Annotated in this window: 27 protein-coding genes; 6 read left to right on the forward strand and 21 right to left on the reverse strand. The window is 44.7% G+C overall.

What is annotated here, in order from left to right; all coding sequences use genetic code 11:
• Positions 1 to 158: 158 nt before the first annotated feature.
• Positions 159 to 1,037, forward strand: a complete 879-nt coding sequence (locus F0251_RS17550) for an endonuclease/exonuclease/phosphatase family protein (RefSeq protein WP_105058215.1) — start codon at positions 159 to 161, stop codon at positions 1,035 to 1,037.
• A gap of 96 nt (positions 1,038 to 1,133) precedes the next feature.
• Here F0251_RS17550 and F0251_RS17555 read toward each other — a convergent pair whose 3' ends face one another.
• The 5 genes from F0251_RS17555 to F0251_RS17575 all read right to left on the reverse strand — a co-directional run bounded on the left by F0251_RS17555 (position 1,134) and on the right by F0251_RS17575 (position 5,169).
• Positions 1,134 to 1,565, reverse strand: a complete 432-nt coding sequence (locus F0251_RS17555) for a YeeE/YedE family protein (RefSeq protein WP_105058216.1) — start codon at positions 1,563 to 1,565, stop codon at positions 1,134 to 1,136.
• A complete protein-coding gene (locus tag F0251_RS17560) occupies positions 1,565 to 2,041 on the reverse strand; it encodes a YeeE/YedE family protein (protein WP_171731496.1) in 477 nt (158 codons plus the stop codon). Before F0251_RS17560 ends, F0251_RS17555 begins: the two co-directional genes overlap by 1 nt.
• 213 nt (positions 2,042 to 2,254) lie before the next feature.
• Complete coding sequence (locus F0251_RS17565) at positions 2,255 to 3,487, reverse strand: glycosyltransferase (protein WP_171731475.1); 1,233 nt, start codon at positions 3,485 to 3,487, stop codon at positions 2,255 to 2,257.
• 97 nt (positions 3,488 to 3,584) lie between these two features.
• Positions 3,585 to 4,049, reverse strand: a complete 465-nt coding sequence (locus F0251_RS17570) for a GNAT family N-acetyltransferase (RefSeq protein ID WP_171731497.1) — start codon at positions 4,047 to 4,049, stop codon at positions 3,585 to 3,587.
• 22 nt (positions 4,050 to 4,071) lie between these two features.
• Complete coding sequence (locus tag F0251_RS17575; RefSeq protein ID WP_105058219.1) at positions 4,072 to 5,169, reverse strand: ketoacyl-ACP synthase III; 1,098 nt, start codon at positions 5,167 to 5,169, stop codon at positions 4,072 to 4,074.
• Between the two features lie 122 nt (positions 5,170 to 5,291).
• On the opposite strand from F0251_RS17575, the gene trxC reads away from it, so the two are divergent.
• Complete coding sequence (trxC, locus tag F0251_RS17580) at positions 5,292 to 5,726, forward strand: thioredoxin TrxC (protein WP_171731476.1); 435 nt, start codon at positions 5,292 to 5,294, stop codon at positions 5,724 to 5,726.
• Positions 5,727 to 5,834: 108 nt separating this feature from the next.
• Here the strand turns inward: trxC and F0251_RS17585 are convergent, their stop codons facing one another.
• The gene (locus F0251_RS17585; protein WP_171731477.1) at positions 5,835 to 7,502 is read right to left on the reverse strand and encodes a GMC family oxidoreductase; all 1,668 of its coding nucleotides are present in this window, start codon (positions 7,500 to 7,502) and stop codon (positions 5,835 to 5,837) included.
• Positions 7,489 to 9,102, reverse strand: coding sequence for a long-chain fatty acid--CoA ligase (locus tag F0251_RS17590; protein ID WP_171731478.1), 1,614 nt, complete (start codon positions 9,100 to 9,102; stop codon positions 7,489 to 7,491). The genes F0251_RS17585 and F0251_RS17590 overlap by 14 nt, the downstream gene beginning before the upstream one ends.
• A 390-nt stretch (positions 9,103 to 9,492) precedes the next feature.
• On the opposite strand from F0251_RS17590, the gene F0251_RS17595 reads away from it, so the two are divergent.
• Complete coding sequence (locus F0251_RS17595) at positions 9,493 to 10,518, forward strand: AraC family transcriptional regulator (RefSeq protein WP_171731479.1); 1,026 nt, start codon at positions 9,493 to 9,495, stop codon at positions 10,516 to 10,518.
• Positions 10,519 to 10,786: 268 nt separating this feature from the next.
• A complete protein-coding gene (locus F0251_RS17600; protein ID WP_061030906.1) occupies positions 10,787 to 11,938 on the forward strand; it encodes an MFS transporter in 1,152 nt (383 codons plus the stop codon).
• A gap of 102 nt (positions 11,939 to 12,040) precedes the next feature.
• On the opposite strand, the gene F0251_RS17605 is transcribed toward F0251_RS17600, so the two are convergent.
• The 3 genes from F0251_RS17605 to F0251_RS17615 all read right to left on the reverse strand — a co-directional run bounded on the left by F0251_RS17605 (position 12,041) and on the right by F0251_RS17615 (position 13,923).
• Entirely contained in the window at positions 12,041 to 12,382 is a 342-nt protein-coding gene (locus tag F0251_RS17605) for a helix-turn-helix domain-containing protein (protein WP_061030905.1), read from the reverse strand.
• A 154-nt stretch (positions 12,383 to 12,536) separates the two neighbouring features.
• A complete protein-coding gene (locus F0251_RS17610; RefSeq protein WP_171731480.1) occupies positions 12,537 to 12,881 on the reverse strand; it encodes a winged helix-turn-helix domain-containing protein in 345 nt (114 codons plus the stop codon).
• A gap of 148 nt (positions 12,882 to 13,029) precedes the next feature.
• Positions 13,030 to 13,923: a helix-turn-helix transcriptional regulator gene (locus tag F0251_RS17615; protein WP_171731481.1), complete on the reverse strand. Its 894-nt coding sequence runs from the start codon at positions 13,921 to 13,923 to the stop codon at positions 13,030 to 13,032.
• 50 nt (positions 13,924 to 13,973) lie between these two features.
• Here F0251_RS17615 and F0251_RS17620 point away from each other — a divergent pair, with 50 nt between their 5' ends.
• The gene (locus F0251_RS17620; protein WP_171731482.1) at positions 13,974 to 15,371 is read left to right on the forward strand and encodes an MATE family efflux transporter; all 1,398 of its coding nucleotides are present in this window, start codon (positions 13,974 to 13,976) and stop codon (positions 15,369 to 15,371) included.
• A 109-nt stretch (positions 15,372 to 15,480) separates the two neighbouring features.
• On the opposite strand, the gene F0251_RS17625 is transcribed toward F0251_RS17620, so the two are convergent.
• Positions 15,481 to 15,876 (reverse strand): nitrous oxide-stimulated promoter family protein, encoded by a 396-nt coding sequence (locus F0251_RS17625; protein ID WP_017060975.1) that lies wholly within the window; start codon positions 15,874 to 15,876, stop codon positions 15,481 to 15,483.
• A gap of 3 nt (positions 15,877 to 15,879) precedes the next feature.
• Entirely contained in the window at positions 15,880 to 16,395 is a 516-nt protein-coding gene (locus F0251_RS17630) for a GNAT family N-acetyltransferase (RefSeq protein WP_171731483.1), read from the reverse strand.
• Between the two features lie 97 nt (positions 16,396 to 16,492).
• Between F0251_RS17630 and F0251_RS17635 the strand changes: the two genes are divergently transcribed.
• A complete protein-coding gene (locus F0251_RS17635) occupies positions 16,493 to 16,702 on the forward strand; it encodes a DUF2986 domain-containing protein (protein WP_171731484.1) in 210 nt (69 codons plus the stop codon).
• A 115-nt stretch (positions 16,703 to 16,817) separates the two neighbouring features.
• On the opposite strand, the gene F0251_RS17640 is transcribed toward F0251_RS17635, so the two are convergent.
• The 9 genes from F0251_RS17640 to F0251_RS17680 all read right to left on the reverse strand — a co-directional run bounded on the left by F0251_RS17640 (position 16,818) and on the right by F0251_RS17680 (position 23,549).
• Entirely contained in the window at positions 16,818 to 17,741 is a 924-nt protein-coding gene (locus tag F0251_RS17640) for an ABC transporter substrate-binding protein (protein ID WP_171731485.1), read from the reverse strand.
• Between the two features lie 2 nt (positions 17,742 to 17,743).
• On the reverse strand, positions 17,744 to 18,619 hold the full coding sequence (locus tag F0251_RS17645; RefSeq protein ID WP_171731486.1) for a metal ABC transporter permease: 876 nt from the start codon (positions 18,617 to 18,619) through the stop codon (positions 17,744 to 17,746).
• Positions 18,619 to 19,353, reverse strand: coding sequence for a metal ABC transporter ATP-binding protein (locus F0251_RS17650; RefSeq protein WP_171731487.1), 735 nt, complete (start codon positions 19,351 to 19,353; stop codon positions 18,619 to 18,621). Before F0251_RS17650 ends, F0251_RS17645 begins: the two co-directional genes overlap by 1 nt.
• Positions 19,353 to 20,288 carry a zinc ABC transporter substrate-binding protein gene (locus tag F0251_RS17655; RefSeq protein WP_171731488.1) on the reverse strand — a complete coding sequence of 312 codons (936 nt, stop codon included), beginning with the start codon at positions 20,286 to 20,288 and terminating at the stop codon, positions 19,353 to 19,355. Before F0251_RS17655 ends, F0251_RS17650 begins: the two co-directional genes overlap by 1 nt.
• Before the next feature lie 45 nt (positions 20,289 to 20,333).
• Entirely contained in the window at positions 20,334 to 20,927 is a 594-nt protein-coding gene (locus F0251_RS17660) for a hypothetical protein (RefSeq protein ID WP_171731489.1), read from the reverse strand.
• Complete coding sequence (locus tag F0251_RS17665) at positions 20,924 to 21,259, reverse strand: hypothetical protein (RefSeq protein WP_061030894.1); 336 nt, start codon at positions 21,257 to 21,259, stop codon at positions 20,924 to 20,926. The genes F0251_RS17660 and F0251_RS17665 overlap by 4 nt, the downstream gene beginning before the upstream one ends.
• A gap of 115 nt (positions 21,260 to 21,374) precedes the next feature.
• On the reverse strand, positions 21,375 to 22,211 hold the full coding sequence (locus tag F0251_RS17670) for a DUF4198 domain-containing protein (protein ID WP_019822774.1): 837 nt from the start codon (positions 22,209 to 22,211) through the stop codon (positions 21,375 to 21,377).
• 118 nt (positions 22,212 to 22,329) lie between these two features.
• On the reverse strand, positions 22,330 to 22,848 hold the full coding sequence (locus F0251_RS17675; protein WP_171731490.1) for a DUF2271 domain-containing protein: 519 nt from the start codon (positions 22,846 to 22,848) through the stop codon (positions 22,330 to 22,332).
• 71 nt (positions 22,849 to 22,919) lie between these two features.
• Positions 22,920 to 23,549 carry a PepSY-associated TM helix domain-containing protein gene (locus F0251_RS17680; RefSeq protein ID WP_019822778.1) on the reverse strand — a complete coding sequence of 210 codons (630 nt, stop codon included), beginning with the start codon at positions 23,547 to 23,549 and terminating at the stop codon, positions 22,920 to 22,922.
• Positions 23,550 to 23,854: the final 305 nt, after the last annotated feature.

A 23,854-nucleotide genomic window follows, 5' to 3' on the forward strand; every position in this document is an offset into this window, starting at 1 on the left:
AACGCTGACTAAGATCAATTCAATATTATTACGCTAGTTCTCAACTCGAAAAGAAACAATGTAACAATAAAAAAACTGCTAAAAAGAGTTGAATTTTTGGTAAGTGTTGTAGGATAACGGCTCATCAATATTGGTCGACAAATTTAGGGATATTTGGGATGAAACGACTACAAAAGTGGTTAATGTTAGGCTGCCTAATCGGTAACCAAGCAATTGCTGAACCTTTAACCATATCCAGTTGGAATATCGAATGGTTATCAACCAACGAGGCTGTGAATAAGTTTTCTGACAAACGTGATCAAGCTGATTTCGACAAACTTGAAGAATACTTTCAATCCTTAAACGCCGATGTGGTTGCGTTTCAAGAAGTCGATGACATAAATGCCATTCAGCGTGTGGCTGGTGATCAATACAAGATATTGATGTCTGACCGGGCGCTACCTAAGAACAGCAACCGCCAGTTCAAAGAAGTGAACCAATACACTGGGTTTGCGGTTCGTAAAGAAGTAAGCCTCACCGACTACGCTGATTTTCCTCTGGAATCGAGTTCTAACAGCAAGCTTAGGTTTGCCAGCTATATCGTTATAGAAACAGAGACTAAACCCATTCATATGCTCTCTGTTCATTTAAAGGCAGGATGCAGTGGTGCTTATAAGTCCAACCGCGACTGCTCACGTTTAAAAGAGCAAGCTCAGCAATTGAATAAATGGATAAAGCAGAGAGAGCGCAATAACGAAGACTACGCCATTCTTGGCGACTTTAACCATAACCTCGCCTACTCACGAGATTGGATGTGGAAAGAGTTAACACAATATACTGATGCGCAGTTAGCGACACGAAAGACACGCGCCGACTGCAAAGTACGCTCTAACCGCAACAACCATCGCACGCATCAGTTCCGCTCTGTTATTGATCATATTGTGGTGAGTGAATCATTGAATGCAGCTCCTGCTAAACAACAGGTATTTAAAACACAAGACGTGCTGGACTACAAACTCAGTGACCATTGCCCAGTATCAACGACCATCAAACAATAGATAGATCTAAAAGGAGGCTGACTGGCTTTTTACTCAAAAGCCAGTCAACCTCTCAAATGCTCATATCAAGCCTATCAAGTACACGATAGGTTTACCCTAACAGGTTTTATTCGTTCGACCTGCAAGCCACATTCCCACCAGCATGCTGACCATAAATACCCATACGGTTGGGTTACCGCCACTGAGACTCGTCACCGCAGGTCCCGGACAAAAGCCTGCAAGCCCCCAACCTAATCCAAACGCTGTGGAACCCACAATCAGCTTTCTGTCGATTAACGGGTTGTTTCGGCTATCTAATTGCTCACCATTAATAGCTTTGTCACGCTTTTTAATGACTAAGTGATAAAACGGAGCAAACACCATCAGTGCACCGCCCATTACGAATGCCAGGCTTATGTCCCAATCGCCTGTCACATCTAAAAATCCAAGTACCTTGTTAGGGTCTACCATGCCTGAAATGATCATACCCGAGCCAAACAAGATTCCGGCAAGCAAACCAACGACGATAGTAAATAAAGAGTTTTTCATTATGCCCCCAGCCCTATCAGGTTCTTGATAAGCATGGTTGCTATTGCCACACTCATGAATACACACGTTGCGATAATCGAACGTTTAGACAAACGCGCCATGCCCACAATGCCATGTCCACTAGTACAACCATTCGCTGTTTTAGTACCAAAGCCGACTAACAGACCAGCAATAACAACTACCAACAGGTTCATCTCCTCTAATTGAGGGAGTTGATAACCGGTAGGAATCAACAACCAACCGCTCACAACCATTCCGACAACAAAGGCAAGTCGCCAATGTTTCTCGGTTTTCTCAATACGCGTGTCCGAGCTGGATTCAGATCCTGATTCTAAGCTTTTATTCTTTCTAGACGGTAATAAACGACTAACGATTCCGCTGATTCCTGCTACTCGCCCGATGCCCAACATCAGAATAATTGCCGACGCGCCTAACAGCATGCCGCCGAAAAACGCATCCCAAGGTATAAAACTAATCACTGACCTCTCCTATCCACAAACTCTAATCTAACTCACCACAAGTTAAATTAGAGTTTACTAATAAATATAAATTAGTCAATGCTAATGTAATGGCACTATGTTTCGGTTTTGCAAGTCTAGTGTCTAAAGCCAAGAAGCTTCACCCATGAAAAAAGCCCCTAGGCGTTAACCTAAGGGCTTAAGATTTATTCTGTCTTTGGTAAAGAACAGCTATTTGATCTTGTTCTTCTCAGCAATCCACTGCGACATGTACTTAGTGCTTGCCATGCTGTGGTGCTTGAGCATTGAACCGAAGAAGTTATTCAGTCGATGAGATTTAAGCTCAGAATCTAGTGCAATCAATCGCTCGATTAATTTGTCGCCCAGCTGATTCTGTTCATAGTGTGTTTCAAGAATTGAGTGACATTGACTTTGAGCCTTAAGCCACTTCTCTTCATCTTTATAGAGTGCGACAGCTTGTTCAACAAACTCATCAATATCATCAGCAACCGCACCCGGCCATTGCAGTTCGCCTTGCGGTAACATGCCTTCACTGCCGATCTCGCTCGTCACGTTTGGAGTTTGCAGCTTCATCGCATCAAGCAGCTTGCCTTTAATGCCAGCGCCAAAACGTAATGGCGCAACACAAACACGCGCCTGTTCCATTACTTCTTGAGCATCTTTCGCCCAACCTTTGATATGGAAACCGGTTTTTGGATTATGCAAAGCGGTTGCTTTCGGCGGCGGATAAGATCCGTAAATATGAAGTTCACTATCAGGTAACTGCTTGCGAATCTTCGGCCAAATCTTGTGTAACTGAAGCACAGCATCCCAATTCGGTGCGTGTCTAAAGTTACCTATCGTCATGAAATGCTTACGTTCTTCAAAGCTTTTCGTACTTTCAGGCAACGTATTAAGATCAACCATGAACGGCAAGTGATGAAGCAGTTTGGGATCGATATTGAACTCGGCTTGGAGCAATTCCATCTCGTAACTTGAGATGATCAACGAAAGATCACAGCGCAGGATTGCAGCGATTTCACGTTTCGCCAAGTCACTGTACAGGTGCTCTTTCGTTAACTCTGTCTCTTTCTTAACAGCTTCATGTCGAGCATTGCGTAGGAATTGTAAATCTTCAGTATCCAGTAGCTTAAAGGCATTCGGACATACCTTCTCGACGCGCCAGCCGAATTGCTCTTCCATCATAAAGCGGTCAAACATGACAACATCAGGTTGCAGCTCTTCGATGTACTGGTCAAAGCTATCGCAATTTAGCTGAATAGATTGGCTTGTAATGCCCTCTTCAGAAAGATCAATCATATGCTCGGTTTCTTGAGCTGGCGTTGCGAACTCAACGGACCAACCTTGTCTCTTGAACAGTCGTAAAAGTGACATCATATGGCTGCCAGCCGCCGATGAATTCGGTTCTGGCCAAACGTAGCCAATTGCTAAAACTTTCTTCAAAACACTTCCTAAGAAATAACAAAGGGGCCACGAAAGCCCCTAATAAAACGTTAATCGAGTTATGCCGCTGATAATAATGGTTCTAAGAACTCAGCGATCAGATTCGTTCACCTACATTGCGAGCTATCATAAGCACTTCATCGGCTGAGTAAAGGTTTGAAATCGTGGTTTCGACTTCTGCGCCCAATGTCGACTGATAGAGCTTTTGTGCAAAGTTATCTGCCCTGGTGGTCACTAATACATGTTTTAGTGTCGAGCCCTGCTCTGATAGCTTCTGCTTCACTTGACGCAAAGAGTCTAGAATCAGCTTTTTGCCCAATCCTTGCCCCTGAGCACTCGGTAACACAGCAAGTTGTTCTAGCTCCAAAACAGCTTCAGGCCTAAACCCACTCTTTTGAACCCAAATAATGTAGCCGACAATCTCGCCATCGCTTTCAGCAACAAAGTTAAGAAAGCGTGGCGCAGCACTTAAGTTACATTGTAACCATTTTTTTGATTTTTGCTGTCGAACAAAAGTAGCTTGGTGAACTAAAGCCGCTCCATCGAGGTCGGCTTCTGTCATAAAACGAACTTGCGCCATGCTGCTACTCATTCTCAGAATTAGGACGCGTTTTACAGTGTAAAATGGCTCTCTCTAGAAGTTCTAATGCCGAGCTATCTGCTTCTGGAAGCTTAGCGTCCGATTGACCTAACGGCTCAACACGGCTACCCCACTTAATATGGCCTGCCCCCCAAGTTAAACCGGCACCGAATGCCGCCACAAGGATGTTTGAGTTCGGTTTAACAAAGCCTTGCTCTAACGATTCACACAATGCAATTGGCACAGTCGCAGCCGATGTGTTGCCATAGTTTTGAATGTTCACAAACGCCTTATCGCGCTCAATACCCGCCATGTCACACAGAGTTTGAATGATTCGGATGTTTGCTTGGTGTGGAATCACAACATCGATGTTGTCCGTTGAGATGCCAGTACGGCTCAATACTGTGTGCGCTGCAGCGCCCATGCCTTTAACCGCACGTTTAAAGATCTCTTTACCTACGAAATCAAAGTCCCAGTAGCCGTTATCAGCCGCAAAACGATCCATTGAAGTACCAAATTTTGGTACTGCTAGAATATCACGACCTTCGGCGTCACAACCGATCTGCGCTTCTTGCAGGCCAACTTGCTCTTCAGTACGCGATAGAACCACAGCGCCAGCGCCATCACCAAATAGAACCGCTGTATCACGCTTGGTCCAATCGATGAAGAATGATAGACGCTCTGCGCCCACAACGATCGCATTGCGGTAGTTGCCCGCCTGAATCAATCGAGTTGCAGTTTCAACACCGTAAATGAAGCCTGTACACGCCGCATTAAGGTCAAAAGCCGCTGCACTCTTGATGCCTAGGTTCTGTTGAACTTTAGACGCAGTATTTGGAATAAGAGAGTCTGGACTGCACGTCGCTACGATCACAAGATCGATATCTTCGGCTGTTAAACCAGCACACGCCATTGCATGTTGAGCAGCAACAGTTGCTAGTTCAGAGGTATTTACATGACTGATACGACGGTTTTCGATACCAGTTCGAGTACGAATCCACTCGTCAGACGTATCAATGAAAGTGCTTAAATCATCATTGGACAGCACGGCTGGTGGCAGACACTTTCCCCAGCCAGTAATTTCGGCGTAAAATTTTGTCATCATTTACCTGTTTATTGTTTGTTTTTATTTAAGTATCGTATTCTTGTTTTAAACAGTATAAGCGTTCCGTACGTGATTCGTAAATCGCGTTAGACACGGAGTTGCAATAAAAAGAGAAAGTTATGTCTACATTCAACACACGTTGCCCTTCTTGTGGTGGCGTAAACCGAGTTCCTTCAGAACGAATTTCAGAAAGTCCAACTTGTGGTAAATGCAAAAACGCATTATTAGATGGCGCGCCAATCGAAGGCACGTCATTGAACTTCCAATCGATTTTGAACAGTTCACAACCTGTCGTTGTCGATTTTTGGGCGACATGGTGCAACCCATGTGTAGGTTTCGCACCTGTATTTAGCGATGTCGCTAAAGAGCGCGCTGGCGATGTTCGATTTGTTAAAATTGATACCGAAGCTCAACAGCAACTGGCGGCTATGTATCAAATCAAAAGCATTCCTACTGTGATGGTATTTAAGGGTGGTAAACGTGTCGACACGATCAACGGCGCGTTACCAAAAGGTCAATTTGATCAATGGCTTAATCAAGCTCTAGCTAAGTAAGTTTGTTTCGATTCTTTCAGTAATCAACAAACAAAATAGGTTAAGGAACCTTAAAGGATAAGGCTCCCTAACCTATTGTAATCCAACGGTTATCTCTAATATGTTCTTCTAGCCAGTCATTTCGTGTTTTGCGCTCTCATTCGCGTCTTGCTTGTGTGCACCATCTTCCTTAACCAAGCTATATTGATCTTTAATCTGATCAGCGACTTTCTCAGCAATCATTATGGTTGGCGCATTGGTATTAGCCCCAACTAAGGTCGGCATAATCGACGCATCAATGACTCTTAAGTTATTCAAACCATGGACTTTAAGATCTTTATCCACCACGGCTAAAGAATCACTACTAGGCCCCATTTTGCAGGTTCCCACAGGGTGGTACTGGGTATCTGAACGATTACGGATATCTTGTTCAATCGCCTTGTCATCACTAGCAACGACAGGATAAAAAGCATCACCACGGATATCATCAAACGCTTCACTCTCTAGCATTTGATACTGCTTTTTCCACCCTTTAATCATTATTTCCATGTCTTCAGGGTGACTGAAAAACGCAGGGTCGATCTTAGGCGGATCGTAAGGATTGGTGCTATTCAGTGTTACGGTGCCATTGCTTTTTGGCCTAAGTAAAGTCACATGTGAGGTAAACCCATGACTGGTATGAATTTTCCTCGCATGGTCATCGACAACTGCAACCACAAATACAAACTCTAAATCTGGCACGGCGATATGATCTTCAGAACAAAGAAAACCAATACCCTCAGCAAAGTTACTGCTCATTTTCCCACGGCGCTCTTTATGCCACAAAGGTAATGCTTTAGTCATTTCAGCGGCCATTTGCAACGAAATACCGAAGGTTTCTCGCTTTTCGCTGCACTTATAAGAGTGCACCAAATCAATATGATCTTGCAGGTTCTTACCCACTCCTGGCAGCTCATGGACTTGCTCGATACTATGTTCCGCCAACTCGTCTTTAGCACCCACGCCTGACAGCAACAACAGTTGAGGAGATCCGAAAGCCCCTGCAGATAAAATGACTTCCTTGTTACATCGAATCTGATAGCGATTACCGTTAGAACCGTATTCAACTCCAACCGCTTTCTTACCTTCAAACAAGACTTTATGAGTCGTAGCTTTAGTTACGACAGTTAGGTTGGGACGCGATAGGTTTGGCGTCAAATAGGCCTTGGCTGCACTGCATCGTTCACCATTTAACTGAGTTACCTGAGTCGGCATGGCACCAAACTGAGCGGCTCCGTTGATGTCTTCATTTCGCGGTACACCGATCGATTCGCACGCGGACAAGTAGCGCTCCAACATTGGGCTCGGTGATCTAAGGTTTGCCACATTCAAGGGACCTCCTTGACCATGGTACTCATCTTTGTGCACTTCGTTGTTTTCAGCTTTCTTAAAGTAAGGCAGGCACGACTCATAGCCCCATCCTGCATTACCTAAACCTTCCCAAGTGTCATAGTCATAGCGATGTCCACGCGCGTACATCATGGCGTTAATAGAACTCGACCCACCAAGCGTCTTTCCTCTTGGCTGATAACCTTTACGACCATTTAAGCCCGGCTGTTCAACCGTCTCAAAAGCCCAGTTATTGAGTTTGGTCGGCATCATCGCCACAACGCCAACTGGAGTATGAATAAAGGGGCTCGTGTCTTTGCCACCAGCCTCGAGCAAACAAACAGTAGTATTTGGGTCTTCTGACAATCGAGAAGCCATCACACACCCAGCGGAGCCACCGCCCACGATAATAAAGTCATAGTAATCCATTGATTGCCTCCGCGACTTCTAGAGGGTGCAACTCTCGCTTCAAGATTTTACCTGTTGCCGTCATGGGTAACGCACTACGAATGAACACCTTACGAGGGTATTTATAATCTGCGAGTTGCTCACGACACCAAGCAATCAAGGCAGCACTATCACATTGCGTATGTTCGTGAAGCACCACGTGGGCATGAATCTCCTCACCTAACTGATCATGATGTTCACCCACCACTGCCACCATTTCCACATCAGGATGACACATCAATACCTCTTCGATCTCTCTCGGGTAAACGTTGTAACCACCGCGGATGATCATGTCTTTCACACGATCAACAATGAACAAGTTCCCATGCTCATCAACACGCCCGATATCACCCGTTAAAAACCAGCCATCTCTGATCGCCTCTGAGGTTGCTTCTGGTCGTTGATAGTAACCTTTCATGACACTTGGGCTCTTAATGTACACTTCGCCCAACTCTCCCATTGCGACCGAGTTGCCTTGTACATCAGTAATCTTGATAAGATGTCCACACAGTGGTTGACCGACACTGCCAGACAGTCGATCACCATCAATGTGATTAAAGGTCGCGACTGGCGCTGTTTCAGAGAGCCCGTATCCTTCCAATACTGGCAGTTCAAAGCGCGACTCAAACTGACGAATCACCTCAAGTGGCATAGACGCTCCTCCAGACACGCCTAACCTCAAACTATGCTTAACCTGCTCAGAACGCTTGCTTGTTTTTTCAGAAGCATCAGGAGATTCTTCCCCGGCTCTTAATAGAGCGATATACATGGTAGGAACGCCAGCAAAGACACTGACTTTATGGCTAATGATCTGCTCGATCACCAGTGATGGCTCGAAGCGAGGAATTAAGACCATGGTAGACCCCGTCAACACGCTCGCGTTCATCATGACGGTTTGACCGAAACTGTGGAACAGAGGAAGTGTGGCCATTGTGGTATCGCTGTATTCCAACCGCATCAGATACTGTGATGACATCGCATTGGTTTGCATGTTGGTATGAGAAAGCTCTGCACCTTTTGGTTGGCCTGTAGTACCTGAGGTATAAAGAATTACCGCGGTATCATCGCCATGACACGCTACAGACTCATACGCATCCAAAGGTTGTGCTAGCCAATCTGCAATCGTTTCTTGCTGCTCGTGGTTTTCTGAGAGCGTGGATGCTGCGCCGTTTGGTATTGGCATAGACACAAAATGTTCGCAGTTATCGGCCTGCGCAAAACCTTGTAATCCATAGCGCCCAATAGGTAACTCTTCACTGCCCTCAAAGCATAAATAAGCTTTCGCGTCAGAGTCATTGAGGTGATAAGCGATCTCTCTGGCCTTAAACAACACGTTTAAAGGCACAACGACACAGCCTGCTTTTAGAATGCCGTAATAAGCAATGGGAAAATAAGTCACATTGGGACACGACAGCGCGACCTTATCGCCCTTTTTTAAGCCAAGTCGTTCTAGATTGGCAGCTACCTTCCCAGCAAGTTGTTCCAACTGAGCGAAGCTGACTTCATCCGAGCCCATACGCAGAGCGGCTTTAGTTGGAAACAGCGAAGCGCTACGTTCCAAGTTAACAGCAAGATTGTGCATCCATGATCTCCTTATTTGGCTAGACCTAGCGGTCACATTCGCCATAGACGTTTTAATCGTTGTAATAAGTGTTGTCTTTGTTGCTATCAGAGCCTGCACATTGGCGTGTCATGTAGGTAAAAGTATTTATTGAGCAAAACAGTAGGTATTGAGCAAAATGTTTTGAGACGCCCCAATGTGCAACCCATTAAATTACAACATTTTGATAACATATCGAACAGGTTTCAAAAAGACAAAAACCGGTGATATTCGGACACAGCTCAATCAGACCTTGTAAAACCTTGCACACATAAAGCAAAAGTTTGAACAAGCTTAGGAAAGTGAGAACAAGCAACAGGCGTAAATGTTAAAAGTTCGGTTAAGATGACGATATTCAACAAGAGGCATCCTATGGAATACACCGCAGTCTACGAACCCGATATGCAAGCATTCGGTATTCTTGATCTTCAACTACTGCATCGCTATATGTCACCCGCACTTGATATCGAAGCATTGTTAGAAGGCAGTAACATTGATGATCTTCAGCTAAACACGCCAGACACGCACATTACCTTGGCGCAAAAGTTGGCGGTGTTTAGCAATGCACTGGCAAATACTGATGAAGGCGGTTTAGGGTTAAGAGTTGGCCAACAAGCTCGGTTTAGTGACTTCGGTGTTCTAGGTTATGCAGTATTCAGTAGCGAAACTCTATTAGATGCTTTGCTAATTGGATTTAAATATCTGCAACTTGCTGGTCCAGTACTCAGAAAAACCATGTCGGTAGAGGATAACGTTGGGTACTTTAGAGCGGAACAGCTGATCGACTTGGACTCTCTACTGCCATTTTGTTGCGAATATTGGTTTGCGGCGATCCAAAGCCTGTGTGAAGAAGTGCTGCAACAGCCCTTTCCGTCACAAGTGATCCGCTTCCCTTACCCGAAGCCAGAGTACGGTGACCTTTATACAAAGGTATTCCGTTGCCCTGTTGAATTTAACAGTGACCACCTTGAATGGCAGTTTGATGCAACCAGCTTGTACTCGCCTCTCCCTACGGCCAATACCATTACGCTGCAGATGTGTCTTAAATCATGTGATGACATGTTGGCAAAAGTTAGTGCGTCCACCAGCCTTAAAGAAAAGGTCTCGCAAATGCTGCTTGAGAGACCAGGAAGTTATCCATCGATAGAATCAATCTCGTCAGAGCTGGGGATGTCTTCTCGCACGCTGCGACGACACCTTAAAGCCGCCGATACTAGCTATCAAAAGATACTCGACCATGTCCGCTTTCATCTTTCTCGACACTACCTATCTTCGACAAAAATGAGCATTGAAGAGATCTCTGAACGTGTGGGATTTTCAGATAGCGCGAACTTTCGTCATGCCTTCCGTAAGTGGAGTGGAAGCTCGCCACGCCAATACCGTAAAGAAGCGGTCTAACAGAAAATAGCGCATTTAATTAAATTTTGGTCACAGGAATTATTATGTTGTCGCCTTCTCTATTAAACGACCGATGAACAAAGGTTTAACGGCGTTTTGACCACATAAAATCTCGTTAATTCACCAAATGTCACAACGGTATTTTAGTTTCGCTAGTCGATAAATTTCTTTTATCTTAACGACCATTTTTATTCGTTTTACCCAATTCAGTTTCTCCCCCATAGTCGCGGAAAATTCATCGTTTCTTTCACTATCGGAGGCTCCTGCATTGGACAACATCCAACCAACAACTCGCATAACCGTTCCAGTTATTGCACTGTCTTTCTACGCGATCGCTTCAGGCTACCTAATGAGCTCATTGCCATTAATGCTATCTGAATACGGCCTAGACAGTAACCTATCGAGTTGGTTGGCGAGTGCCTTTTATGCAGGCCTTTTAGCGGGTACGTTATTGATTGAGCGTGCGATTGCTCGTATTGGTCATAAAGACGCATTCGTAGTGGCACTGAGCGTATTCATTGCAACGATCCTTGTGTTGCCATTGATCCCACATCAAGCAGTATGGCTATTGGCTCGTTTTGTTGCTGGTGTTGCGGTAGCGGGCATCTTCGTCATTGTTGAATCATGGCTTATGAGCGGTGACGAGTCACAACGCGCAAAACGTCTCGCTATCTACATGTGTTCACTTTACGGCGGTTCAGCAGTTGGTCAGCTTGGTATCGGTTACTTAGGTATTACTGGTGGCGTACCTTTCATCGCAATGTTCACCCTTCTGTTTGGTGCGATCATTGTTTTGATGTACGGACAAGCAACACCACCACAGATCCACGATGCGCAATCTTTGTCTTTAAAGCAGATCAGCAAATTAAGCCACAGCGCGTTAATTGGCTGCATTGTGTCTGGATTAACGCTAGGTGCGATTTACGGTTTAATGCCTGTCGAGCTTGCTCAACGTAACATTGCGCACGAAGACATTGGCGGTTTGATGGCGTTAGTTATTATGGGTGGTATGGCTGTACAACCAATGGTGACTTGGTTATCTCACCATGTAGGTCAAGTGTTATTGATGGCTCTGTTCTGCCTGCTAGGCGTTGCAAGCATTGGTGTGTTGACTATCAATCACGATTTCTACGTACTAGGCATGAGCTTGTTCGTATTAGGCATGGCGACATTTGCGCTATACCCAATCGCAATTAACTTGGGTTGCCGAAACCTTGACCCAAGCTACTTGGTGTCAGTGACTCAGATCATGCTACTTTGCTACAGCATTGGCTCTGTTGCAGGTCCGATCGTGGCAGATAGCTTCATGGATTCACAAGCAGGGTTGTTCACTTACCTGTTTGCATCGTTACTAGCGACGACGATTTACATGTTGATTGCGAGCCTTAAGCGCTCTCATCTACAAATTGCGGGCGAATAAGTCGTTATCTTACTTTTGAGCGATACACTTAGGGGCTCTTCACTAAAGACAATACGTCCAAATGAAGCGCCCTTTTTTGTACACGATATTTAGAGGGTTACACTAGGGTTGGAACACATAGCCTTCGCCAGTGATCGTTAGGATCAAGCCATCACCAAGAATAGAACGTATCTCTGAAATAGCGACAATCACTGAAGAGTTAGTGACCTTCTCACCTTCCCAACCGATTTTTTTTAGCTGCGGCACACTGAATAGTTGTCCACGATGACGATTCATAGCAAGAATCATCTTTCTATAAGCCAATGGCATCGTTCCTACGATATAACCATTTTCCAAATTGCGTATGAGCTTGGTATTTAGCTCAATAACCTTACCGTTTACTTCCAAGACCTCGTTTTGTTCTTCACGTATACCCTCAATGACAGGGGAAGAGTCCGTATTCATATAATATTCCCTAACAGAGCAACCAACGACACAACTTTATTAAGAGATGTGTTTAATAACGTCACTTATAAATGGACGCTTGAATTCGAAGATAATGAAAGGAGCGTATACGGTAAAGAGATTAAAATTTTATTATAAGAATATGAACAGAATATCAACAGCAGGGTCTAGGCTCTAACAAATAGCCTTCATTTGGTATAGTGTATAGGCATTTACAGTCTATCATTCGGCGAATTTCATAGATTGCAACCAGAACTGACGCGGATGTTACCGATTTCCCAGGCCACCCAACACGCTTAAGAATATTCTTGCTAACAACTACGCCTTTGTTCTGATAAAGATAAAAAAGTACCTTACGATGAGGCTCAGAAAGCGTTCCTATTATTGAACCACAGCCCTGTTTTCGAACAATTTTCGTGCCGGATTGAAACTCTTTATTATTTAAAGTGAGCTTTGATGTAAGAGTAAAATCATTCATCTTATCGATAGCTTTTTGCATTTATTCCTCACATTGCATATGCATTCATGTTTTTAGATATTTCTAATAGTACCGAATAGAGTAAAAATACTAAATTGATAGATAGCTCAATACAGTAATATTACTGCAAAGCTTGATCTTGCGTAATTGATCGAGGAAACAAGCAAAGCTAACCGGGCAGTCGATGACTCTTTCGATACTGACTGGGTGACAAGCCGAAATGCTTTTTGAAGCGATGCGAAAAGTTATAAGGATCTTTGTAGCCCAAACGATTAGCAATCATAGAAACTGACCAATCTTGATATTTCAGCAGACTGGTGGCTTTATCCATGCGTAATTGAATCAATTTGCTGCGTGGTGACAGGTTAAATAGCGTCTTGGTGACTCGATTGAGTTGCTCTTCACTGATGAACACTCTTTCAGCCATCCCAGCCACTGTCCATGGCTGGTGAAGACTGCTTTCAATCTCGTTATAGAGCGCTTGAACACGTGCAGTGGTGCTGGTCGACTTAGGTTCAAACCCTGTTAACGTGCGAATGATTTCACTCATCAGTAGTTTTCGATAACTCGCTCTGCCGCCAATTTCAAAGTGAACCAAATTCATCAGTGACCAGATTTGCTCACACTCTCCGAAAGGGACAATACTCTGCCCTAAACTCGCGATATGCTGCCACTGTGGCGTATCGGGCGTCAGCATCCACGCCATTTTCCAATAGTTGTATTGAGGATCGAGTTCAAAGCGGAATGGCGTTTCAGCAGGAAGAACCACAAGCGTATAAGGTGTAATCGCTTGTACTGAGTTCGCGGTGGTTAAAATCCCACCCCCTTCTTGAGTGAAGATCAACGTATGAACATTCACAGATTCTCGTTCAACCCAATACGCATCATGCAGCTTTGCCATTCCCCCCATGTAAACACCGCAGCTTTTCATCTCTGGGATATCTTCAACGGTCAAAAAACGTTCTTTACACTGTTCTGCGAGAAAAACATCATCTTGCCACGTTGATTTAGGCTTCATGGTATCAATGACGGATTTGCACAGGTTTTGTTGTTTTTTAAACATGTTGTTACTTCGCTCAAATCACTATAGTTCTGCCATAAATCGGAGAGCTTATGACAACTAACATCAACCCTAACTCATCTATGAATAACAAGCCAGAGAGCATCTTACCTCGTATCGTAAAACTTGGTTTGCCTGTTGCTTTGCAAAGTGCGCTGGTTGCTATTCTTGCCCTTGCTGACGTGTTAATGGTCAGTGACTTTGGTATGGAAGCAGCTGCCGCTGTGGGAATTGCATCAAAATGGCACTTCGTTGCTATTATGATTATGGCAGGGTTGGCCTCAGCAAACGGAACATTAGTCGCTCAATACTGGGGAAAGAGTGACCGGAAAAGCGCGCGAACGGTATCATCTATCGCGATGGTGTTTGGCTTAAAAGTTCTGTTGCCAGTTACTGCAGTCATCACTCTTGGTTCTCAGTTTTTAATGATGTTGCAAACCAGCGATCAAACCGTCATTGAGCTCGGCGCGACTTACCTATGGTATGGCTTCCCTGTTTTACTGCTGACTCATATTGTTGTCGTCGTAGAAGCAAGCATGCGCTCATCAGGTGACACCGTAACCCCGCTACTATTGGGCGCAGTGACTATTGCACTCAACATTGCGCTTAACTTCGTTCTAATCAAAGGTGCCTTTGGTATTCCAGCGATGGGCGTTGCAGGCGCGGCATTAGCAACAACTTTAGCGCGCTTGATTCAAGTGGGTTTAATGTACGGCTACATGCGTATGCGCAATCATTGGCTTTTGACGACACTCAGCTCGCCACATCGTCCGTCGCTTTGGTTGTCTTACCGTCGTATTGCGCTGCCACTGACCATGAATGCGGTGTTATGGGCAATGGGTACCATGGCTTACCAAATGATCTTTGGTCACATGGGCACAACGGAGCTCGCAGTATTCTCAATGCTCGCGCCGTTTGAGTCGCTGTGTTACTCAATATTCTTTGGTATTTCTGTAGCGTGTTCAGTGTTGCTTGGTCACTCACTCGGTCGTGATGAATTTGACGACGCTATGAGCATGGGTCTGACCTTCATTAAAGCCGTGGTTGGTTTTGGGGCTGTTGTAGGCTTGCTACTGTTTATGGGTAAAGAGCATGTTCTATCATGGCTAAACCTGACCACAGACGCTTTATACCCGCTTGCTTCGCCAGCGATGATGATCATGTGTTTTGCAGTTGTAATTCGCATGCTCAACATGGTGATCATTAACGGTATTATTCGTGCTGGTGGTGATAATGCGTTCTGCCTTCGCATGGATTTCATCGCAATGTGGATGGTGGGTATTCCAGTATGTGTTTACGGCGCATTTGTCGCTGGGTGGGACTTCAAATACATCTATGGTCTGATGTTAGTAGAAGAAGTGGTGAAATTGGCTATTTGTTCACACCGTTACTTGAGCAGACGCTGGATCAACAACCTAACGGTGACCTACGAAGAGCCTCAAGCGGCGTAAGTTACAGTTACCTAGCTATATTCAAACTTAGATACAACGTATCTATATCAAAAAAGGTCTGAGAAATCAGACCTTTTTCGTTTCTTTGGAACTTACTTTAAAGCGCAAGTTACTTCTTATTCATTCGGATGTGGCGGTTCGACACATTCGGCAACGGCTTTTCAGGTACTTTCCGCTTCTCATGAATCAGATGTCGAATCGCTAAGATAGGATGCTTAAGTAGCATTCTTGGCCCGGCATAGCGCATCACTAAACGCATTTGCTCTTTCGGATCGGGTTTATAGCAGTGAATCGGACACTTATTACAGGTCGGCTTTGCTTCGCCATAAGGACATCTATCCAGCCGTGTTTCGGCATAACGCAACAGTTGCTCACACTCCTCACATAACGCGTTATTCTGACGAACTTCACCGTGGTGATCTTTGCAATAGATGTGCACCATCGCAATAACGGTTTTGTACTCCGTTGCAAGCTCGCCTTGTAGAATATTGTTATGTTGGAACATGTTTTAATTACCTAATGAGAAACCGTACAGGTTGAGATTAACGCTTTCGCTGATCACATCTTCAACTCGCTCGAACACAAAGCCTAACTTAGTCAGTAGTGTGATACTTCGAATGTTATCAGAGGTAGTGATGGCAACTAAATGATCGATATCAGCATTCTGCTTAGCTTGTTCAATTATCGCCTCCGCAGCTTCTTGGGCAAAGCCTTGACCATAAAACTCAGGAACAAAACCGTAGCCAATATCATGCGACTCTAAGGTGTCTCTTTTGATTAGTCCGCAGATACCAATTGGTGTTGAAGAGTCCTTGATTTCAACCATCAACAAGCAGACACCCTTCTCTTCATGCATCTTAAGAATGTTGTTTTCGATGTAATCAACAGCCTTTTCAGAGTCGTTGATTTCCTTATCACCAATGTAACGCAGGAAATCTTCTGAGCCGTATAATCGTTGAATAAACGCCGCATCTTTAGGTGTGATCATTCTTAATCTTAAACGTTCGGTCTCGACTGCCTGCATAGTGATATTTTCCTTGCTGAATGCCATGTAAATATTGAGTTCTAGAGCTAAAATGATTATCCTCCACCGCCTAAACTAAATACAAGGCTATGCAGCAATGAACCGTAAGAAAAAAATCAATCAAATTCTAAAAAAGAAGCAGAAACAGGCGAATTCTAAACTGCATAGTAGCAACAAGCCTCGCTACATTTCTAAAGCTGACCGCGCAAAAATGGAAGCTGAAGAACAAGCGAAAGCAGCTCAAGAGCAAGCTGAAGGTTCAGTAGAAACAACTGTTGAAGCTGAAGAGACAAAAACTGCAGAATAAGCTTAAACTCGCAGTCCTCTTGTCTGACACTCTTTTCAGAGCCAACAGTCAAGAACAAAAAAAGCAGCCTTTATTTGGGCTGCTTTTTTGATCCTACCATTTGTAATCGCGCTGATTAGCCTTTGAATGGCTGCACTTCCCAACGGGCAAAAGGTGCATTTCCATTAATCCCTGCTCTACCCCAACGATCAACAGAATCCACCACTAAGATACGCTCATTCGGTACCAATGATTTAATCAAGTTGCTTGGCTTTTTCGCTGTAACTAACCATAGAGCATCATCTTCCGAAAACATCGCTTTTAACTTCGCTTTGTCTTCCTCTGTCCATTCCAGTTCAGCTTTGAACATACGCTCTTCAACAAACAGTTGGCTGCCAGAGGCAAAATCTTCCAAGCTTTCTGAAAGCAGCAATACTGAATCTACGTCGTTATCCAGTAATACCGCTTGCTGCTTGTTGATCAGTTCACGAACATTCAACATCACACGTTGTAAGTTGCTATCAATCGTTTCAGCTTGCGCAGGCCACAACAACTTAAAGTCGTCAGCCACGATCGCCGCCATACGCGTTAAGTTGGTCGGATTTAACCACGCGTATTTAGACACATCACCATTCGACAATGTAAGTGCTGCAACACCTTGTGCACGCGGTGTTATCGCTTGAGCGGCATCAACCTCAACTAAGTGGATATTGCCTTGTCTTGCGTATACAAACGTAGGATCCGCTTGCCAGATGGATGACAGTGTTACCGCAACGGTCGCCTTTTCACCCGATTGAAGCACTTTACTCGCCCCCTTGGTACCAAACCAATTCGGCAGACGGTCAATACCGTAGCGCTTGGGTGGTAGATATTCGGTCGTAATGTCCGTGCCTTTGGTTAGCTCTGTCGCCAATGCATAAGTCACAGGTGTACTGGTTAGGATGTCTTCTGCATGCACGTTCAGTGACAGCACAGAACCAGCCATTAGCACACTACCCAGCACACTCACTTGAGCCGCTGCTTTTACTGAGCTAGCGATACGATTCATTAAACAAGTCATGATTACGCCTTTCTTACAATTCGGTATAGCGTTGCTGCTAGGAAAAATGTTGCAGAAACGATGATGATTGACGCGCCCGATGGCACTGGTAGTTTGAGCTCCATAGGCAGCACCGTGCCTACCAAGCACGCAATGGTTGCTAGTAACGCAGACAGCAGTACAAAGTTCCCCATGCGTTTAGTCAACAATCGAGCTGTCGCACCTGGAATCAGCAATAACGCACCTACTAAAACCGCGCCCACGATCTTTACGGCTGCAATGGTCACTAAGGTGATCATCATGACAAACAAGTAATCGTAAAAGCTGGTGTTGTAGCCACGAACCTTTGCAATATCAGGGCTGATACAGGTCAGGAGAATACGGTTGAAAGTCGGTATCAATAGCAAGATGATGATCGCGCAGCTACCTGCGAGAATCGCTAAGTCTTGGTCTGTTACGGTAAGAATCGAGCCAAACAGTACGTTTTCAAGCATGTGGATGTTGATCTTACGAGCAACGTACATCAGCAATGCCGCGCCGACCGCTAGTGCTAGTGCTAGAAACACACCAACTAAGGTATCGTATGGTACGTTAGTTCTGTTTCTTACAAAGTGAAGAAGCAGAGCAAAGATCATACAGAAGCTAAACAAACCAATAATTGGGTTTTCTGGTGGCTCGCCAAGCAAAACACCAATAGCGATACCGGTTAATGCTGCGTGACCGACGGCTTCTGAGAAGAAAGCCAGACGCTTGGCAATCACCAAGGTACCAAGCCCACCTAACAGAGGACCAAGTAGTAACGCAGCAACCAGAGCATTGACCATGAAGGCATACATGAAGCTGTCTGATAACCAGCCCGCTTCAACACCACTAATGGCAAGTTGTCGTAACCAATCCATTACGCAACCTCCTTCGATTTGGTCATGGCAGAGCCACTGCTGTAGTGCTGGAATAGGCTCTCGATTTTACTTGGGTGTAAGACTTCTTCGTGTGGTCCACTATCAACCAAGAACCGGTTCACAACATGTACGTTCGCTTCGAGTCGACGCACGGCCGTGACATCGTGGTGTACTGCAAGGATCGTACGACCTTCACTAACACATTCACGAATTAACGATTCAAGGTAACGAACACCCTGCTCGTCCATACCGGTCGTTGGTTCATCCAACACCAATAGGCTTGGGTTATCCAACAGCGCTTGGGCAAACAACACACGTTGCTGTTCACCACCCGATAACTGTCCCATACGGCGGTCGCTGCGTGTCGCCATACCAACGCGATCTAATTGTGCGAGTGCAAGACCTAGCTGCTTAGATTTGCGACGCCAAAACAATGGGATTCGCGTTTGATTAAGCAGTACGAAGTCCATGACCGTCAAAGGTAAGCTCGACTCGAACGTCGCTTTTTGAGGTACGTAACCAATACTCGGCTTTTCTGGCCAGTGGATATTTATTTGCCCAGAGAAAGGCGTAAGGCCAAGTACAGAGCGCAATAATGAAGTTTTACCACCACCGTTTGGTCCCATGATCACGTGACATTCACCCGCTTTAAGTTCGAGCGAGATATCATCAAGAATTACGTTGTTATCGTATTGCAGACCGAGTTTATTAATTGAGATTGATGGACCTAACATTATGCGTTCCCGCTTTTAGCTTGGTTCGCCGCCGCAAATTTCATGGCTTCGATTAACGTCTCTAGGTTCTTCTTCATCTCAACTTCTACTTTATCGTCCTCATATTCACCATGCGTCATGTGAGAAAAACGATAAAGCTGAACGCCTGTTTCCGCTTCAATGGTGTCAACAAAACGGTTTGGCATGTTTAACTCGTAGAACAGAACATCAATGCCTGATGTGCGGATCTTCTCGATCGTCTCTTGCAGTTGGCTAGCACTTGGCTCAACACCGTGTGCAGGCTCGATTACTGCTGCTACATCCACGCCAAACTCTTGAAGAATGTAACCATAAGCATTATGCGTCGTCGCGACCTTCATACCTGATGTATTGAGTTCACCCAGTGACAGCATCGCATCACGCTTCATAAAGCGGAATTGCTTAGCGTACTTGCGTGCGTTCTTGCGATAAAACGCAGCGTTGTCTGGGTCGAGCTTAGAGACTTCACTGGCGATGGTGTAAACCTTTTGAATCGTTGTCGAGAGCCCAACAAAGGTATGTGGGTTTACGGCGCCTTGACCAACAGACTGACCAAGTGCAGGAAGTAGAGGCACTTCTTTGTTGGCTTCGATCACGATTAAGTCATCACGTTGCGCGGCTGAAATCACTTTAAGCGCGAAGTCATCGTGACCAATACCGTTTACTACGATTGCATCCATTTGGCTCAATCGCTTTAAATCATTGGGTTGTGGCAAGTAGTTATGTGGGTTGAAACCTGCGTCAACCAAAGGAAGAATGTTCACTTTGTCACCTACTACTGCTTTTACGTAGCTGTAGTAAGGTTGAAGCGTGATACCAATCGTCAGCTTGTCGCTGTCGATATTATATTCTTTTGCCAATGCATTGGGTGTCATGAACACCGCTAATAACGACATGAACAGAGTCATAATTCGCATAGTAATTCTCTTATTATTAGTGAGCATTTTTATAAGCCGGATTGTTTAATGAGAAGATGCATCATGCTGCTCAACTTCTGATTCATTCACGACCATTTTCCAGCCGGAAGATTCAAGTGTGTTCTCATCAAAACTAGTCGGTTGACTTGCTACGCCACCCAGGTAAATCCAGATTTCAGGAGAAACGCTGTTGGCGTTCAAAATAAAGGAATCCGCAGAACCATGATCAGCTGGTTTGGCTTGTTCACTTGGTGTTGCAGATTCACTGGGAGCAGAGAAATAGTAACCACGCTCGTCCAGTACCCAAGCATGAGAACCTTTGCGCTTCCAACTCTGATCTTCTACAAACGGAGCAACCCATTCATCTTTAAGTGATGCAACACTCGGCCATTCACCGTCTGAGTCCATGCGTAGATCACGAATTTCTTCATGAGCCAAACGCAGCTCTGACAGCATCGCCAAGTTTTCTTGTTCAACATCAGTCACTAAGATTTGATGATCAAGTACCGCTTTGACGTGGGATTCTGCTTTATGAAATGGGATAGCAACACTTGCAAAGCACAGGATGAACACAATGATCAGCCCTACCCATTTGCCCTCTCTGCCGCCCGTATCAGCACGTACGCCTTGAATCATCATTTTTCGCTGATCTCTACAACATCAACTTCAACTGGAAACTCATGACCTGAATCGAACACAAGGTAGAACTCAGTGTCTGGATGTGGAAATTCAACTATAGAACGTTTATCTGTCATCTCTTTTGCAATCAAGTTGTCTTCGTAATCGTACATCTCAACCGCGTAATCAATCGCTTTGCTTCCATCGGAATAGCCAGCTTCACAAGCAACAGTTTTTCCTTCAAACCAGCAGCTCATCAGGGGAAAGTGTGCTTGCGCAGGTAATGCAGCAAAACCAAGTCCCAGTGCTAAGCAAGGAGTCATTAAAGTGTTAAGTTTTGTTTTTATTGTCATGGTTCATACCCTAGCCACAGTGCAAATTCTCAGAAGTAAACTGAGCGATAAAGGGCTCATATGAGCCCTTAAGTTTTTTGGTTCTTAATCAGGGATCTAACCCCGATACCACAGACTATTGAAGCAGTGCTTCGAACGTTAGGTGAACGTTCGCGCTTGCTTTGTCTGCCAATGGATTGTCAATCAACTCACCTTTGTAGTTCGCTTTCATTACGTAACGACCCGCTACGTCTGGAGTAAACGTGATTTCACCGTTCTCATCACTCACTACATCAATCTGCTCTTGGTGGTTGCGGTAAAGCGTACCTTCACGAGTGATCTCAGCTTTCACATCTTTCTGGATTTCACCGTTGTAGAAGAATTGGAATGTTACTGGTTCGCCTTCAACGATGTCTGAAGGGTGAGTCACTGGCTTCATCTCAAGTAGCTTGCCTTCAATTTTGAAGACTGAATCCGTTGGCTTACCTACCGTGATGTAGCTTTCTGCACGAGTGAAGCTGATTTGTGTTACCACGTCACGTGCTTTTTCTGGTAGCACTGAATCACGCTCTGCTTTGTTTGCTTTAATCCACTTCACGGTGTCGCGACGACCCGCTTTATACTGTGTGTAGTAAGACGGATAGTTGTTGATCGCCACTTTGTGTGTACCTTCTTCTTCAAAATAGAAGTCGAAGATTGAACGACGCTTGCCACGGATAACAAAGTTAGGACGCTCGCTGCGGCCATCAGGCATGATGACATGAGCATTTTCGCTGCCAGCAGGCTTATCAAAAACAAACGTACCGTGAGACGCAGTAACGTCGAACGTTAGCCAATCACCACCTTCTTTAGATACGGTAAAGTGAGATGGCAGAATCCAACGTGGGTGAGCTTGTGCTGTTGTCGTTGCTGCTAGGCCGAATGCCATCACACCTGCTAGAGCAAGTGCTTTAATTTTCGTTTGTTTCATCATGTTCAATTCCATTATTTATAATTGTTAGCCGTGTCGCTCTATCTGAGCCTACGATGACCACTGTCTATTCTGTTCAGCTTGGTTTTAGTTCGTACTTACTAGTTACTGTTCGCACTTACTATTTAGCGATGTAGTTCAGGGTGATTTCACCCGTCTCTTCCGTTGCTATTAATTCGTAAGATGCGTTTGAATCTGTGAGTGATACTTTTTGACGAAGGTAGTTACGGCCACCGTGTTCGCGAACCACTTCGATATGAACCGTGTACTCACCTTGTTCTAACGTTTCACCGCTGTCGCTCTTGCCATCCCAAACGAAACGGTACTGACCAGCAGGACGCGTTGCAGACGTCACAGCATCAACCAGCTCACGATCGTAACGGCCAACCTTTCTCCACCAGCTACGCAGATCTTTAAGCCATTCATCTTTACCGACCCAAAGCTCGATGGTTTTCACTGACTTTCGTTCGCTGTTCTCTACCCACACCGCCACATAAGGACGTGCATACATAGAGGTATCAATCTTTGGAAGCTCAAAGCTGACATCCAGTTTTGCCGTATCAGGAATCGCTTGTGCCATACCTAGGCTTTGCAAAAGAGATAAAGCAAGAAACGCCTTGCTCCAGTTCATTTTTTTCATGTTTAACAACCTTATAAACCCGTTTAACCTTAAGCTCGTTCTTCAATCTGATTCATCAATCGAATCAAGTGTTAAGGCACGGCGACAAAATAGATAACAAGTGAGATTGCAGACCCAAACACCGTCCATTTGATGGAGGTATTAAGCGTTTTTTTCTTAGGTAACAGTAAGCACACGCCAGTAAGCACAAAGAAGATCATCAGTAGCGCAGTGATATCGATAAACCATTTCCATACTTCACCGCTGTTACGACCTTTATGTAGATCGTTCAACAATGCGATAACGCCGTAGTTAGTGGTTTCGACTTCTACAAATTCAGACGTAACGTCAACAAACACGGAAGCGTTGTAGCCCGGTCCTTTGAAGTCCATAGACACTTCACCGATGAGCAACTCACCCTCTTCGATCTCTGCGTAGACGTCCAAACCTGAAGGAACGCCGGAGAGGTTAGCTTCTTCAAACAGAAACTTTTCAAAGGCTGTCTCGTCAGCTTTTAAACGGCCGTCTTGGATCGTAAATAAACTCGTAGGAAGCGTTAGCGTAGAGCGTTGGATATTAGGTTGGCTTGATTCAAATAACTCAGGTCGGTTCAGGGTTATACCTGTCACTGAGAAGAAAAGAACCACGAACAGAAGCGCCATAGAAATATAAACATGAAGTCGACGAGCCCATGACTGAACCGCCCTACTTTTTAACGACATACAAACCAATACCTATAAATTTTATGGCGACAATTTAGTTGATAATCATTCGTATTGGCATTCAATTTACATTGTTTACGTTTGCTGAGCGGCGTAAGGAAATTTACATAACATTACATCGGAAGTAATCGAACTGTATGCATATTCTTGCTAACGTGTACTAAAGGGATTTGATTCGTTCTATTAGAGCTTATCGATAACAGGTCAAAGCTCAAAAAACGTCAATCTCAACATGCTTGATTAAGATGGGTTTAAGGTAACAGTTGTGGCTTTAAGGATTGAAAGTTGGGACTATTTGATCACTG

It is taken from the genome of Vibrio sp. 070316B (genome assembly GCF_013114115.1).
GTDB lineage: Bacteria > Pseudomonadota > Gammaproteobacteria > Enterobacterales > Vibrionaceae > Vibrio > Vibrio chagasii_B.

Bases quoted from the DNA above. Each gene is read 5' to 3' on its own strand.
- F0251_RS17550 (WP_105058215.1), top strand. From the start codon at position 159: ATGAAACGACTACAAAAGTGGTTAATGTTAGGCTGCCTAATCGGTAAC.
- F0251_RS17555 (WP_105058216.1), bottom strand. From the start codon at position 1,565: ATGAAAAACTCTTTATTTACTATCGTCGTTGGTTTGCTTGCCGGAATC.
- F0251_RS17570 (WP_171731497.1), bottom strand. From the start codon at position 4,049: ATGACAGAAGCCGACCTCGATGGAGCGGCTTTAGTTCACCAAGCTACT.
- F0251_RS17575 (WP_105058219.1), bottom strand. From the start codon at position 5,169: ATGACAAAATTTTACGCCGAAATTACTGGCTGGGGAAAGTGTCTGCCA.
- trxC (WP_171731476.1), top strand. From the start codon at position 5,292: ATGTCTACATTCAACACACGTTGCCCTTCTTGTGGTGGCGTAAACCGA.
- F0251_RS17585 (WP_171731477.1), bottom strand. From the start codon at position 7,502: ATGGATTACTATGACTTTATTATCGTGGGCGGTGGCTCCGCTGGGTGT.
- F0251_RS17590 (WP_171731478.1), bottom strand. From the start codon at position 9,102: ATGCACAATCTTGCTGTTAACTTGGAACGTAGCGCTTCGCTGTTTCCA.
- F0251_RS17595 (WP_171731479.1), top strand. From the start codon at position 9,493: ATGGAATACACCGCAGTCTACGAACCCGATATGCAAGCATTCGGTATT.
- F0251_RS17605 (WP_061030905.1), bottom strand. From the start codon at position 12,382: ATGAATACGGACTCTTCCCCTGTCATTGAGGGTATACGTGAAGAACAA.
- F0251_RS17610 (WP_171731480.1), bottom strand. From the start codon at position 12,881: ATGCAAAAAGCTATCGATAAGATGAATGATTTTACTCTTACATCAAAG.
- F0251_RS17615 (WP_171731481.1), bottom strand. From the start codon at position 13,923: ATGTTTAAAAAACAACAAAACCTGTGCAAATCCGTCATTGATACCATG.
- F0251_RS17620 (WP_171731482.1), top strand. From the start codon at position 13,974: ATGACAACTAACATCAACCCTAACTCATCTATGAATAACAAGCCAGAG.
- F0251_RS17625 (WP_017060975.1), bottom strand. From the start codon at position 15,876: ATGTTCCAACATAACAATATTCTACAAGGCGAGCTTGCAACGGAGTAC.
- F0251_RS17630 (WP_171731483.1), bottom strand. From the start codon at position 16,395: ATGCAGGCAGTCGAGACCGAACGTTTAAGATTAAGAATGATCACACCT.
- F0251_RS17635 (WP_171731484.1), top strand. From the start codon at position 16,493: ATGAACCGTAAGAAAAAAATCAATCAAATTCTAAAAAAGAAGCAGAAA.
- F0251_RS17640 (WP_171731485.1), bottom strand. From the start codon at position 17,741: ATGACTTGTTTAATGAATCGTATCGCTAGCTCAGTAAAAGCAGCGGCT.
- F0251_RS17645 (WP_171731486.1), bottom strand. From the start codon at position 18,619: ATGGATTGGTTACGACAACTTGCCATTAGTGGTGTTGAAGCGGGCTGG.
- F0251_RS17650 (WP_171731487.1), bottom strand. From the start codon at position 19,353: ATGTTAGGTCCATCAATCTCAATTAATAAACTCGGTCTGCAATACGAT.
- F0251_RS17655 (WP_171731488.1), bottom strand. From the start codon at position 20,288: ATGCGAATTATGACTCTGTTCATGTCGTTATTAGCGGTGTTCATGACA.
- F0251_RS17660 (WP_171731489.1), bottom strand. From the start codon at position 20,927: ATGATGATTCAAGGCGTACGTGCTGATACGGGCGGCAGAGAGGGCAAA.
- F0251_RS17665 (WP_061030894.1), bottom strand. From the start codon at position 21,259: ATGACAATAAAAACAAAACTTAACACTTTAATGACTCCTTGCTTAGCA.
- F0251_RS17670 (WP_019822774.1), bottom strand. From the start codon at position 22,211: ATGATGAAACAAACGAAAATTAAAGCACTTGCTCTAGCAGGTGTGATG.
- F0251_RS17675 (WP_171731490.1), bottom strand. From the start codon at position 22,848: ATGAAAAAAATGAACTGGAGCAAGGCGTTTCTTGCTTTATCTCTTTTG.
- F0251_RS17680 (WP_019822778.1), bottom strand. From the start codon at position 23,549: ATGTCGTTAAAAAGTAGGGCGGTTCAGTCATGGGCTCGTCGACTTCAT.